Origin of the sequence: Vibrio sp. 03-59-1, from assembly GCF_013114135.1 — a bacterium.
Classification (GTDB): domain Bacteria; phylum Pseudomonadota; class Gammaproteobacteria; order Enterobacterales; family Vibrionaceae; genus Vibrio; species Vibrio cortegadensis.
The window spans coordinates 1-13465 of the sequence record NZ_VTYA01000028.1; the positions used below are offsets into that span (position 1 = coordinate 1).

A 13465-nucleotide genomic window follows, 5' to 3' on the forward strand; every position below is an offset into this window, starting at 1 on the left:
ATGGTCACCACCACGTCATGAGGGGTGCCGTCCGCCGACGTCACTGTCAGGGTACGGATCACCGGATCGCTATCGGCGTCTAACGCTTGCACGTCTGGGTGGCGATTGTTCAACTCATACGTCCAGTTGCCATCGGCATCGATAGAGAACGTACCCCAGTGGCCATCTTGAACGTCGGTTTGTGGGTGGAAGACCGCTTCGCCTGCATCAGGATCAGACACGGTTAAGTTACCACTCGTGGTCAGCGTGACGTCTTCTCTTACCGCGCCCGCATCGTCACCATCAATTAACGCCGTGGAGCTACTACTATCTATTTCAGAAGAACGGTGTACCTCAGGTAAATCTTTGGTATCACTGTCTAAGCCTGCTGTTTCAAAAAACGTACTTGCCAGAAGTTCAGCTCCAGAACGTTCAATCGTTCCGGAAGACGTTAAACTAGAACCTAATTGCTCACCTGCAGCTGTGGCATATTCCTCTCCTAACTCTGTTGGGTCATCGCCTTGCGCGACGGCTTTAACAATGTCCTCCACTACAAGAGGTATATCTGAGTTCGTATCACCACTTTCTACGGAAGTGTTTAAAGCTAGAGAGCCACTTTTTAACGTCTCTACGACAATCTCACCCGGAAGCAAGTTATCCTTAGATTCAACTACTTTAATGTGACCATCTTTACCGATTACAACATACTTATCTGTAGCTGAGCTTGACTTTCCAACCAAAATTATTACCCCATTGAGCAGATGAAATAATCCCTTCCCCTCGATTAATTCAGGAAATGGGCATTACTTCAGGCAGTGATACATATAAGTGATAATTTATCATTAATTGACCAACGTAAAACATGCACTTTTTCCCCAATAAATTTCATGTTTTAAAGTTGTTTTATTTTGCTCCATAAAGACATATGTTATGCGGCTTATTTTTAGGGCTTTGTTCCGACAATTACATTTTTTGAAAGATGATGGTTTAAATTTACAAAGCCAGATCTTATACAAACATTTCTTTAATATATTCAGTTCTTACAGTTTCTATATTGAGACATAAATTAAAAATAATTAGCGTTGCGAATTATTTGGGGAGATTTCCTTTGAAGCTTAGTAGTATTAGTCTTGTGTGTTTTGGTTTGTTAATACCCCTTCACTCAAGTGCACAGACATTAGAGCAGGCTGTAGCAGTTACATTTGCAACCAACCCAGAGATTAAGAGTGCGTTCAATGAATATATGAGCAAACGCTACATCATTGACCAATCAAGTGGCGCGTATAAACCAACTATCGATTTAGACGCTAGTATCGGTTATGAAGGTATAGACTCTGCGAACTCTGCAGATAGAACAGACATGACCCGTAAAGACGCCTCAATTACATTTAACCAACTAATTTGGGATGGTTCAAAAACTCTATACGATATAGATCGTACATCAGCAGACGCAGAATCGGTGCGTTATCAATTGCTGGCTGATGCTCAAAATGCGGCTCTACAAGTTGCTAAAGCGTATCTGGACGTAATTGAGGCGCAGGAATTCATTACACTTTCTGAAAACAACCTAAATACGCACGAACGTATTTATACTGATATCAAAAAACGTACACAATCGGGAATTGGCTCAATTGCAGACCTGACTCAAGTTGAAGGGCGTCTAGCAAAGGCTCACAGCAATTTACTAGCGGCACAAAACAACTACAAAGATGCACAAACCGCATTTATTCGATTAGTGGGCGAAAAACCTCAGGATCTGATCTTTCCACGCGCGGACCAAAACTTTATCTCAAGCAGCTTAGATGAGGCTAAAAATCAAGCTTTTGAAAACCATCCAGTTATCAAAATAGCATTAGCTGATGTTGATTCTGCAAGATTCCAATACCAGCAAACAGACGCTAACTACTTCCCAGTGGTTTCTGTTGAAGCAGCACAAAGTTGGCGTGATGATGCAGGAGGTATTGAAGGTAGCAGCTCTGAAACTACGGCGATGCTTCGTCTCCGTTACAACCTCTACAATGGTGGCAGAGATTCTGCAAACGCTGACAGTATGGCCTACCAACTCAACAAAGCGAAAGATCTACGTGAGCGTGCCTACCGAAGTGTTGAACAAGAACTAGGCCTATCGTGGAGTGCTCTAGAACTGACTGGTAAGCAAAAAACCTTCCTAAGTCAGCATGTTGACTTTATGTCGGACACTGTTATTGCTTACCAAAAACAATACCGCATCGGTAAACGTACCTTGCTTGATTTGCTCAATACTGAAAATGAGTTATTTGAATCACGAAAAAGTTATCTCGAAACTCAGTTCGCTCAACAATACGCTAAATACCGAACTCTAACTTCTACAGGAAAATTACTTGATGCATTGCGCGTCGATATCCCTCAAGAATGGACTCAGCCAGTAGAGTACTAAACACGATGAAAACCAATACCTTAAAATTTCTAGCTTTAACTACAATGAGCCTAAATAGCGCATTTGCAACGGATCAGTTCGATTACATTCCTACTCCAGAAGCCGTTCAGGTCGCTGACCTGCAAGACTTGGACAATGATGGCGTTATCAATGCTCGCGATCTGTGTTCAAATACCCCGCTTGGTGCCGAAGTAGATAATGATGGCTGCGAAACCTACCTAAACAAAGAAGAACAGTATCAACTTAAGATCTTGTTTGCTAATGATTCAGATAGCATTAACTCAGCATTCCAACAAAAGATTACTGAATTGGCCACATTTCTTAAGAAGTACCCTACGGCTTCTATCGAGATACAAGGTTATGCAAGTAAGGTTGGAAGCACTACCTATAACCTTGATTTATCACGTCGCCGAGCAAGCAACGTACGTAATCTATTAATTAAACAGAACATTTCAGAGAAAAGGCTAACTATTGTAGGCTTTGGTGATACTCATTTAGTCAAATTAGGCACGGATGATGTAAGCCACGCTTTAAACCGTCGAGTAACAGCTACCGTTATTGGGCATAAAGGTATGGTCAAAGATGAATGGACTATATTTACTACTTTTCCAAAAGTAGACTAACACCCCAGCCCCTAGTTAATTTTCACTAGTTACTAGGGGCATTTCTCTCCTTCGTATTCAGCGATAAAAATCAAATCTGAATAAACTTTACTCACCGATAAGTTTTTAGATAAAAAATCAGAAACTAATAACTAATATATTTATAACTAAGAGAACATAATTATCTTAATAAATTAAGTAAAAACATAAGCCGTTTTAAGAAAATAGTAGTAATATATTTATCTAAAACAGAAATGATACTTTTTAAGTGAATATAGCATGGCTATTCTAAGCCAACTTTAAGGCTATTCCTTATATTAGGTTTTAAATCTAAGTATCCCCTCTTTATCTTTTAAACAAACCGTGGCATAGCAAAATGACCGAAACATGTCTTCGTAGATTGAGTCAGCTACTAAATCATTACAATCACTCTCAGTTGCATCAAGTTAGCTTAGATGATTTGGAAGCCGTCTTTGCCACCTCTAGACGTAATACTTCCAACATCCTCAAGATGCTAGATAACTGTGGTTGGATAAAATGGATACCAGGCCGAGGTCGCGGTAAAGCCAGTACTCTCAAAGTAATGATCTCTATGCATCAAGCCCTGTATCGAACTATCCACCATGAAATTAGTAGCGGTAACTTCGATGCTATTCCCAAATACCTAGAGACGTATAAAGCGGTTGCAGCGAGTGCACTTAGCCAAGCAATGACGGAAGCCGCACAAGAAAATCAAGACGCAAATTCTCTTATCATAAGCCAATATCCTTGGGTTAATGAACTTAACCCATCTGTGACGTATCGCTTTTCAGAGCTCCAAGTCATACGAAGTATTTATGATACCCTGTTCACTATTGATTCTAATGGTCAATTAAGCCCCCACTTAGCCTGTGACTACCAAACTGACGGGAAATTTATCTATATTTGGCTTCGCCCGGATATCCGAAGCCATGATGGCCTTATGCTAGAAGCTCAAGACGTCATCATTGCGCTAGAGCAGTTGGTAGCAACAGACGGCCCTGTAAAAAGATTGTTTCAACAAGTCGTAAAAGTCAGCTTTGATGACACAAGACAAGCTATCTGTATCGAGCTTATTCAGGAGAATCCATTATTCATATTCTGCCTCGCTACTGCTAACGCATCTATCGTATCAAGACGTCACAAAGCTTTTAGTAATCAGAGAAGTGTGGCAATCGGGACAGGCCCATTTAAGCTAGAATACTGGGAAGAAGATAAGATAGTGATGAAAAAACACCATCATTACTTCGCTAAAAAAGCACTGTTGGACCAAATCACCCTCTCCCACCAAGGAGAGGAGCTCGATAAGCATCTCTGTTATAACCAAGACACCGATGATAATGAAAGCTACACGATCCAAGCTTTTTCTTATTTGGCACATAACCGCCGCCCCAGCTGTTCAATTAGCGATCAAACGTGGCAAAGCTTGTTTAAGTTTCTGGAGAGTCGTCGATTTGAATTCGCAGCGCATAGTGACTTGGATGTAATGGATCTAATTGGAGCATCAGAATCAGTGAGCGATATACCAAAGCTTACAGGCACTATTGTCTTGACACATCCAAAATGGACTATCAAATACCTAGAGAGAATGAGTGAGTGGCTTATCGCTTTGATTGGTCAAACTGGCCTAAGAGTAGAGCTAGTAGAATTATCTGATGCTAGTAAACCCCAACTCGTAAAAGAACAAGCGGATTTGCTACTTGTTGAAGACCTTATTGAGCCACCATTACAATACGGTGCATACGAGTGGTTGCTTACAGGGACAGGTATTCGTTTCATCTTTGACACAGATGAGTTTGATCACCACGTCGACGCGGTACACGACGCGATTGCTCAAGGCAGACCTAAGGAACGCTTAATAGAAGTACTCGCCACATTAAGGCATAACGCGAGCATCTTGCCGCTATTTTGGGGCCAAGAACAAGTTACCTGTCAAAAAGGAGTATCTGGTATACAAATACGTAAGTCTGGATACAGTGATTTCTATAAGCTAAGGATAACCCCCTGAGAGGCAAACCACTGATGAAAAGTCATATTTCTGTTTTCTTGAGATATCACCACACTCTAAAAAACAGACAGAACGACGAAGTTTATCTGTCACCATTTTGATCGACTGCTCACTATAATCGGAAAAAGCAATGTTCCGAATATGGTCAATAATCTTGCATCAACTAACGAATCGTTGGTTTAACCATTTGCCATTGAGATAACGCTTTGTTAGCAACATCAATACAATAGCCGTCTTGCCTGTCTAACAGGTCAACCAACTTTAAGTGTGAGCCCGTTTCCTTCCAATCTGCGCTTACTGGGCCAGCAAACAACAGCGATAGCAACGATATCAGCCCCAGCGACAATGCAGGGTTCGGTGTTTGATACATTTTGGTGTCCTTCTAATATCGACTTTATAGAGCTGTGATAGATTTGGCATAATCCAACATTTCGTCAAAATATGGATTGTAGGTCAGCCTCGCATGAACCTTCCCTTCTTCCTTGTATCCCCAAGCGGAATACCACGGTTCATCACTATTTAAACAAGCTTCATAATCAAGAGGTTCGGTACTGTTACGGCACATTTGGAATTCACCATTAGTGCCATAATAGAAATTGTCTTCACGGTACAACAAGCTCATGTGAGAGAAGTTACTGATACGTTTTGACGGCACACGACTGTCGAAATGAACAACGCGACTAAGGCTTCGAGAGTGGTTTGAGGCGTTAACGGCCATTAAGAGAAGCATTTTTATTGGCGAGCCTGAGTTGTTTGAGTCGTATTCATCATTGGCACAACAAACACCAGAGCACGTAAAATCAAAACACATCAACCATCTGTTGCAGCAAGTTGAGTCGATTTTGAATGATGGCGTTACAGAAGGTGTCTTTGAGATTGAGGATTGTGCTATTGCTGCGCGCTGCTTCTTTTTTGGTACCGTGCGCTACCATCACCCACTTCATTCATCAGAATGGAAGAGTGACACCGTTGAACAAGAATTTTCACAGCTTTTTTCTTTGTTAGAGAAAGCCATTTATAAACTCTGATCTCTGGTATTTTTGATAATTAATTTGATGAGAGGGATGATCGTGAAGCGAACACTGTTTCTATGCGGGTTAATCACCAGCCAATTGCTTTCGCTGAATTATGCATTGGCCTCCCCTCAACAAGAGATTGCTCACCTGCTCGCTTTTGTTGAATCAACGCAGTGTAAATATGAACGAAATGGCACAATGCACAACGGACCAGAAGCGGCCGCACATATAAAAAAGAAAGCCGATTATTACACCGACGATATTAAGTCTGCTGAAGATTTTATCATGTACTCAGCAACAAAAAGCATGTTAAGTGGGCGTCATTACCAAGTTCACTGTAAAGGTAAAGCATCGGTTAGCAGTGAGGCTTGGTTAAAATCCGAACTTGATGATTTTCGGTCTCGTTAACATTTTAGCTTGCTCACTTACTAACTAGTTCCAAACCTGAGTAAAATTGGCAAGCTTTAGGAGCCACCCTTAAATTACTTGTATGCTCGTGTTTCCAACAAAGATGTTATGTCTTTTTTTGAATTCTTCCGAAAGATGCTCAAACCGCTCTGGTGCAACCAAACCTTCTTCACACATAAGCATGGGTTGAATAAATGCTTGACCATTAAGGATAAGCTTAATTTACTTTTCAGACGTTTTAGAGTACTGGCACATGAAATGAAATCTTTCCCCTGCCTGTTTAAATCACCCACCAAATTTTACTAAAACAAGGCTAAGCAGAAATATCTACCCCTTGGTCCCTAGACGGTCCCTTTTTGGTCCCCAGAGATTATTTGATATAGAAAAATCGGAAAAATAATACGCCAGACACACAAAAACACGCAGCTAAGCGTTTCTTTTTAAAGGTTTTTTTGATTGTAAAACAGAAGGGAGCAATTGGAGCGTGCAGCGGGAATCGAACCCGCATTATCAGCTTGGAAGAGTGACACCCACCTGAAAGAAATATAATGAAAACATAGAAATTATAGATACTTACCTTTAATCAACCACTTATATCACAACTTTCTATTTACAACAATAGCCATTTAATGTCATCTTATAACGAATCAGCCTCAAAACAAAGCTAGAAAAAAGCTACTTAAGGTACCTTTTTTTAATAATGGATTTGGAAATGCCTATATTTTTATCCGAAAGAAAAAAGAAAAACTTATCTGTAGACATACATCCAGCTTCTCGTGAAGCGTATGAGTTTTACCACTCTCTACAATTGATATTTGATAAAACTCAGCTTAAAGCGGCATCAATAGAATCTCTAGCAAAGACTCAAGTCTACCGTGCAACTTATCTTTCAGATGACCAGATAGGCATAGTTTCAGGCTTCGAACACATAGGATTCTCAATTGAACATTTCTGCTTAAAAGATGCTTTAGTTCTTATTGAAACAGATCTCAGCTTTGAACAAATATCGGAATTTTCTTGGGGCTGCGTACTTAGAATCATTCTTTCTTCTATCGGAGCACAAAACCTTGAACCGATACGCGAAGCATTAAACTTACGTGCACCCCATTCCCTCATACACTCGATATTTCGTAGCGATCATATTACTCAAAAAACACTCTCTCGAATCACAAACTTAAGCGTATCCGGATTAAAGAAGCAGAAAAAAAGAACAAAAAAAGAGCCCACTTCGATTCGAACAAAACCCGCTATTTTTTCCAAGATGAGGGAGGTTTTTAATGACGAATAATCCACAACTCAATGATAAGACAAACGATGAAAAAAGAGCGGCATTCATCGATGATATCTTCTACGGCTCTGATGATAAGAAAAGCGCTATCGCTGACGAAATATTACGCTTATACGCCCTTCTGCCTATCGCATTTCTAGATGAGTTTGATGAAACGTTATGGCTTGTAAAGCAAGCGCAATACCATCAGAAAAGACGAAACACGGTTTCTCTATCCTCGATCAATAAAATACTCCATGACAGAAGGCTCATTAGTAAACAAGAGATCGCTTCTTTCATTACATCATCTTTAACGTTATCTTCGTACAATGCTTTAAAATTTGATCACTATAAAGCACTCGCGCTAGTGATCATTACTCAGCTATATATTCATGGGGATCATCCTGGCCAAATTGAAAATCTGTGCAACGAAATTAGGCAGTACGCTCAAGGACGACGCAAGAAACTCATCCCACTCCTTCCCGAATTAACACGGTACGATTTTTCATCATTGATTGAATACTTTAATGAACTCATTCAAAACAATGACGGTATTGATAAGCAGCAGCACAACCGACTCACTTATTATCGAAATCCAATCCGCTCTAGCTACGAAGGCAGACAAGGGATACATCGAAATGTTGGTACAAGAGAGTTTAAAAATAGTCATGAATTGTCAAAATCTAAAAAACAGCTATTTGATGATGAGCAGGACATATTCACCGCTCAGATCACCGAAATTTCAACACAGAGCAAAAGTAACGATAGTTGGTATTCTGAAGATAACATTCAGCCTGAGCGCTCTCTTTCATTAGTGTCATCAAAACATTTCGTCCGTTATGACCAACACCTAAATGGAATGCGTGCACACGCCATCAACTCTAGTATCATAAAAAATAGCATGGTACTAACGTGCCACATTAGCCATGTTTTGCAATTTGATATTGGGTGTCTTCTTAAAGAGTGTATAGAGCTAATTCGATACAATAACACCAAGTCTGAAGTCGCCACTACGTTGCTGTTGATGCTATTTACTGGTAACTCGTTCAGTGAAATAAAACAATGGAAAGCGGCAAAATCACCGGAAACTGATCACATTATCGGTATAAAAAGAGAATTTAAATTACCGTCAATTAAAAAGCTTGATAATGACTTAACCTTTCTCCTTAAAGATTTTCAGTCAGAGTATTGCCTCCCACTCCCCCTCAACTTGATAAGCAGTCTTAAAAATTTTAACTTTAATTCAATCAACGATAATGACATTAAGTGCTTATTATCCGATATAAAAGCAAAGCACCAATTATCATTAAACGTATCATCGATTTCTCAATATATGAAACAAACCCTCATCGCCGAAAATACGGATATTTGTATCATTGAATTAATCACTGGTAACGATCCTCAAAATGAATCCGCTCGGTATTATACAAAAATCAGCCAAAATGAGCTTCTAGATTCCTACACTCAATATTGTCAACATTTAAACATGTTAAGCCAATCTGATTATTTGCTCGACCGTTATGAAATCCGTAATAATGGATTTCTTGGCTCTCCTTTCTATATTGACGAAAAAAGACTCCAATGGATGTTTCAACAATTCAACACTTACTTTAGGCAAACTGCACAAGAGCCTAAAGGTTATTTTTCCGAACCCTACCATAATATGCTTGTACTTGAGCTACAGATGATTTTGGGGCTCAGCTCTGGGTACCGCCCAGTCAATGATTGGTTCGGCACTTTAAACGATATTCATCTCACGACAGGTGAGTATCGTATTGCAGATAAAGAGCGAGGTTCAGTTTATGGAGGACGGGTCGTAATACTGCCGCCAATCGCCATAAACAGAATTCGTGCTTATCTTCAATATTGTGAAAGAGCTGAGTTACATTACAACGTCAGTTCTCCCACTTTAAGCCTTCGCTATCGCGAGGCAAGACAAGGTAAATCTGCTTTTTGTTTTTATATTCGCAAAAACAAAATTGACATGTGTACTCCTTCTTCGTATGCGGAACAAATCGACATGATTTTTCCTTTACAGCCCAATTGGACTCGGCATTACTTAAGATCTTATCTGTATTCACAAGGGATATCAGATGAATTCATCGCTGCGTGGTTAGGGCATAAATACGCGAATCAACGGCCATTCGGTCAATTTAGCCAATTTAAAAGAAGCGAACTGATCGCTATTTCAGAATGTTTACAATTGCATTTAACGACACTTTTAGGGAAAAGCAATGGACAAACAGGCAGAAGAAGAGCGTCGACATAGAAGACGTATCAAACATATTGAAAAGGTAAAACTAAAAGCGGATGAACTTTTTCATCAAGCCTTTTTCGCACCATGCACGATAAATTCAGATGAAATATTCATTGAGGTCTGGGAAAAGTTTGAGGCGTCATTACTCAATACCTTTGGTCAACAAAAAGATTTTCGGCAAGCCTTTAAACGCGGTGAACATTTACTGCGTCATTGTCAGAAACAATTTAATAGACCTTATTTTCCACCGACGACCATCGTTACCAATAGAGAACCAAAACAGACACGAGACAGCCAATGGTTGAGTTACTCATGGGCCATCTACGACTCCTACGAGGTGTGGCGTCAAAATCTAAGTACGGATACGTCTGATCCAAATCTAAGGTATAAAAGCCTACTGTTATCACTCATATTTGAATCTGGTCAGTTTAACATTGATGTGATCAAGGCATTCAACAAAAAAATTGCTCAAAGTGAGCCGTTGCTTCTCTCTCGCTTCAGTTGTTATACCTGTCTACCACTGATATTAGAGAGTAATAGCATCAATACAAACACCGACATTAATGGTGACAGGGTCACAGAATATCAGTGTTACTTATCAATACACACCCTCGCACAATTGCATCTGTGGAATAAAACGTCGAAACATCAATGGAAAGCACCGGTACGATCTGATCTCATTTACAAACGATTGAACGATAACTTTTCTTCGTCAGATAGCCTACCATCTAAGTTCCGTGCTTTTTGCAGTTGCGCAGCCAGTTGGTATGAGAGGAATAGGAACCCACATGTAAGCCAAGCATTAATTGAATTTCGAACGGGTCGTACCTCATCGTATTCATTGCCATCCAATAATCTGCAACAAATCATTCAACCACAAGTCAGTATGCCAAAAGCGACATCATTCGGTGATTTTCACCTTCAGATAGAGCTGCCCCGAGCCACACCGCATGAAAGAACAATCAACTTAATAAGTAATGCCAATCTCGCCAGTTTTTATTCCATGATGAGAGCACCGTTTAAGATAACGTCGGGTCAAAAGCTCAGCCCAACCGAATTGTCTACAGCATTACGCTCTATCACCGAGATTTATCCGCTTGAGAACTGGCAGTCTTGTTTCATTGGCTGGCTACAATTCAAGCTTTTAAGTTGCCAACCATCGACCATCAATAGCTACAAGAATACATTACTTAAAGATTGGGTGTACATGAACACTGAACATACGCTCACTCATGACCTCACGCCAGTTGAACTAGAAGAGGTTTACCAGCAACAAATCGATCGCCGTAAAAGTGAGAAATCAAGAAAAAACTTTTCAGCACGTTTAAAAGATCTGCATAGCTTCGCGTATTCTTATTTGACATTACCGACACTTGGCGATGAATTCTTCCATCATGATGCCACTCAAGAACACACCAGAGCAGGTATTATTGATGAAGTGCTATTTCGAGCATTATTGGAGCACATTCATTCGCTCACCGATATCAATACTCTTGATAAACTGGCACTGCAGTCTATCTGTATTTTATCGTATCGTTGTGGATTGAGAATGAATGAGCTGTATAAAATACAAATGAGAAATATCAGCCATTGCGATGAGGTATGGATCGACATTCGCCCCAATGCGTTTGGGGACAACAAAACTGCAAGTAGCTTACGTAGACTACCTATATTGCCTCTTTTACTGAATGATGAAAAAGCCATCTTTGATTCCTATCTACAACATAAACGCAGTACCACCAAAAATCGAGCATCTCCATTTCTGACTATTGGCGAAAACACCACAAAGCCATTTGATAAGTCAGCCGTTTCCAATTATGTCGGGAGCTTTCTCAGAGTAGCCTCTGGCTTAGAGCACTTTGTTTTCTACCACCTTAGACATTCATGTTTGAGTCGCTTGCAAGTCATGCTCGAACTCCCATCACCAAGTGAAGTTTTACCTCATTTTTATCCATATGATACGAAACAGCACGATAATATTCGTACTTTGTTATTTAAAAATTCGTCATTAAAAGGGTATTGGGAAATTGCTGCATTCGCGGGACACGAAGATCCTACCGTCACATTTGCCCATTATTTTCATCTCAGTGATTTACTCGCGGCCCCCCAAAAGACGGAATACCTTAAATCTATTGATTCAAGTGATGCAATTAAGAGTGGTGTGTTTACACACGACCGATATTGGATGATGCATAAAAAACATCAACAAAAAGTCATACTAGCCCATGGATTAAAGCCATTATTTGAGAAACTGAATGTGAAAGCGTTAGTGTCTAATAGCGCAATACATCTTAGCGCATCTACAGCTAGCTTAATCCCGAAACCTCAAGATACACTATCGATCCAATTGTGCTATCAAGTGTTAGATGCCATTGCCTGCGGCCACTCTATTGATAACATGGCGTTCGAGTACCGGCTAAAATCCGATATAATTGAACAGTGGTTCACTAATGCTCAATACATCAAATCTTTACGAGTCAGTTCAGCCAACACCAATAGTAGTCAAAGTCGAATATTCAGTAAAAATCGTCAACACTCGCTCGTCCCTGGCCGCTTAAAAACACAAAAAGAAAAGGAGTACGCACAAAAGTTCAATATAAAACTAAGGCCGCATTATCGAGCTCACCGTGTGCAATTCATTGAACAGATGAAATATTGTTTACATCACTGCTCCGTCAGTCATTCTGGGGTGTATTTTAACCACCCAGATAAGCTACTGCACTTCTTAGAAGCGTTTAAATTTGCGATCCCAAATAGCCATTGGCGTGTTGTCACCTATTACATGGCATCAAGTTCTTTGAAAGAAGAGTGGATGCTCGCTTGCAAAGGGTTAAAGGTGATCACTGAGGAGGAGGGTAAAACCACGGGAAGATCTGGCCATGGCTCAGTCAGGCTAGAGTTAATTAGCCCAAATGAAAAAAACATCTTAGACAAAAAACATCTTAGTAAGTACTCATCTCATCTACTGACTTATTTAATGTTCTTTACTTTTGTGATGGTCACAAAAATGTAAACGGTGATTAAACCACACATACCAATAGCAATATCTCTTTGTCATAGTGCCTTTTTACGAAGGCACTATGAATCAAGAAGAAAAACGTAACCTCTGGCTTCAAGTTCTTGAAATAACTGAAACATAGCTCATTATCTATAAAGCCGTATTTCACCGAATAGTCGATTAGTTATCAAACTTTCCAAAACTGGTCTAAAAAATTGAACTCGGCGGATACTGCTCCAACAATTCACCCACAGTGTTTGAGTAAGCGACCAATGATATCGTTATCCAATCATTTCGAGCCGAACGGCCCACTAGTATGGGTGCTGCTCAAATCGGTATTGCCAACCTTTCTGAATTTGGCGTCGAAACGCAACTCACAACGCTTTGCCCTGAACTTTGGATACAACTCACCCTATCCCACGATACAAATGATCGTTCACAGAAAATTCGATAGTGCTTGTCAGGTCGAAACAAGTTATTCACTACAAGGTAGAGC

The 13465-nt window shown here is 40.1% G+C and carries 12 protein-coding genes and 1 pseudogene; 9 read left to right on the top strand and 4 right to left on the bottom strand.

Features of this window, described 5'->3' with window-relative positions:
* Window positions 1-719: VCBS domain-containing protein (locus F0249_RS18665; RefSeq protein ID WP_216599661.1), on the bottom strand; the 719-nt coding region annotated here is incomplete at its 3' end.
* Window positions 720-1087: 368 nt separating this feature from the next.
* Here F0249_RS18665 and F0249_RS18670 point away from each other — a divergent pair.
* The 3 genes from F0249_RS18670 (at window position 1088) to F0249_RS18680 (ending at window position 5023) form a co-directional block, all read left to right on the top strand.
* Window positions 1088-2395: a TolC family outer membrane protein gene (locus F0249_RS18670; protein ID WP_113795471.1), complete on the top strand. Its 1308-nt coding sequence runs from the start codon at window positions 1088-1090 to the stop codon at window positions 2393-2395.
* A gap of 5 nt (window positions 2396-2400) precedes the next feature.
* Window positions 2401-3018: an OmpA family protein gene (locus tag F0249_RS18675; RefSeq protein WP_171757461.1), complete on the top strand. Its 618-nt coding sequence runs from the start codon at window positions 2401-2403 to the stop codon at window positions 3016-3018.
* Between the two features lie 355 nt (window positions 3019-3373).
* Entirely contained in the window at window positions 3374-5023 is a 1650-nt protein-coding gene (locus tag F0249_RS18680) for an ABC transporter substrate-binding protein (protein WP_171757462.1), read from the top strand.
* A gap of 163 nt (window positions 5024-5186) precedes the next feature.
* Here F0249_RS18680 and F0249_RS18685 read toward each other — a convergent pair whose 3' ends face one another.
* Both F0249_RS18685 and F0249_RS18690 read right to left on the bottom strand, forming a co-directional pair.
* Entirely contained in the window at window positions 5187-5393 is a 207-nt protein-coding gene (locus F0249_RS18685; protein ID WP_113795468.1) for a hypothetical protein, read from the bottom strand.
* A gap of 24 nt (window positions 5394-5417) precedes the next feature.
* Entirely contained in the window at window positions 5418-5741 is a 324-nt protein-coding gene (locus F0249_RS18690) for a hypothetical protein (protein ID WP_253825347.1), read from the bottom strand.
* Window positions 5742-5757: 16 nt separating this feature from the next.
* Between F0249_RS18690 and F0249_RS18695 the strand changes: the two genes are divergently transcribed.
* Together F0249_RS18695 and F0249_RS18700 are read left to right on the top strand one after the other, a co-directional pair.
* Window positions 5758-6051 (top strand): hypothetical protein, encoded by a 294-nt coding sequence (locus F0249_RS18695; RefSeq protein ID WP_367613445.1) that lies wholly within the window; start codon window positions 5758-5760, stop codon window positions 6049-6051.
* A gap of 36 nt (window positions 6052-6087) precedes the next feature.
* Window positions 6088-6447, top strand: coding sequence for a DUF5329 family protein (locus F0249_RS18700; protein WP_216599662.1), 360 nt, complete (start codon window positions 6088-6090; stop codon window positions 6445-6447).
* Window positions 6448-6521: 74 nt separating this feature from the next.
* On the opposite strand, the pseudogene F0249_RS20440 reads toward F0249_RS18700, so the two are convergent.
* Window positions 6522-6720: pseudogene (locus F0249_RS20440) on the bottom strand (hypothetical protein); the annotation flags it as partial.
* A gap of 439 nt (window positions 6721-7159) precedes the next feature.
* Between F0249_RS20440 and F0249_RS18705 the strand changes: the two are divergent.
* From F0249_RS18705 to F0249_RS18720, 4 genes are all read left to right on the top strand, one after another.
* Window positions 7160-7735 (top strand): hypothetical protein, encoded by a 576-nt coding sequence (locus F0249_RS18705; protein ID WP_171757463.1) that lies wholly within the window; start codon window positions 7160-7162, stop codon window positions 7733-7735.
* The gene (locus tag F0249_RS18710) at window positions 7725-9983 is read left to right on the top strand and encodes a site-specific integrase (RefSeq protein ID WP_171757464.1); all 2259 of its coding nucleotides are present in this window, start codon (window positions 7725-7727) and stop codon (window positions 9981-9983) included. The genes F0249_RS18705 and F0249_RS18710 overlap by 11 nt, the downstream gene beginning before the upstream one ends.
* Window positions 9949-12984, top strand: coding sequence for a hypothetical protein (locus F0249_RS18715; RefSeq protein ID WP_171757465.1), 3036 nt, complete (start codon window positions 9949-9951; stop codon window positions 12982-12984). Before F0249_RS18710 ends, F0249_RS18715 begins: the two co-directional genes overlap by 35 nt.
* A 301-nt stretch (window positions 12985-13285) precedes the next feature.
* Window positions 13286-13423 (top strand): hypothetical protein, encoded by a 138-nt coding sequence (locus F0249_RS18720; RefSeq protein WP_017051770.1) that lies wholly within the window; start codon window positions 13286-13288, stop codon window positions 13421-13423.
* Window positions 13424-13465 lie beyond the last annotated feature (42 nt).

Excerpts from the sequence above, each read along its gene's own strand:
- F0249_RS18675 (WP_171757461.1), top strand. The coding sequence starts at position 2,401 with ATGAAAACCAATACCTTAAAATTTCTAGCTTTAACTACAATGAGCCTA.
- F0249_RS18680 (WP_171757462.1), top strand. The coding sequence starts at position 3,374 with ATGACCGAAACATGTCTTCGTAGATTGAGTCAGCTACTAAATCATTAC.
- F0249_RS18685 (WP_113795468.1), bottom strand. The coding sequence starts at position 5,393 with ATGTATCAAACACCGAACCCTGCATTGTCGCTGGGGCTGATATCGTTG.
- F0249_RS18690 (WP_253825347.1), bottom strand. The coding sequence starts at position 5,741 with ATGGCCGTTAACGCCTCAAACCACTCTCGAAGCCTTAGTCGCGTTGTT.
- F0249_RS18700 (WP_216599662.1), top strand. The coding sequence starts at position 6,088 with ATGATCGTGAAGCGAACACTGTTTCTATGCGGGTTAATCACCAGCCAA.
- F0249_RS18705 (WP_171757463.1), top strand. The coding sequence starts at position 7,160 with ATGCCTATATTTTTATCCGAAAGAAAAAAGAAAAACTTATCTGTAGAC.
- F0249_RS18710 (WP_171757464.1), top strand. The coding sequence starts at position 7,725 with ATGACGAATAATCCACAACTCAATGATAAGACAAACGATGAAAAAAGA.
- F0249_RS18715 (WP_171757465.1), top strand. The coding sequence starts at position 9,949 with ATGGACAAACAGGCAGAAGAAGAGCGTCGACATAGAAGACGTATCAAA.
- F0249_RS18720 (WP_017051770.1), top strand. The coding sequence starts at position 13,286 with ATGGGTGCTGCTCAAATCGGTATTGCCAACCTTTCTGAATTTGGCGTC.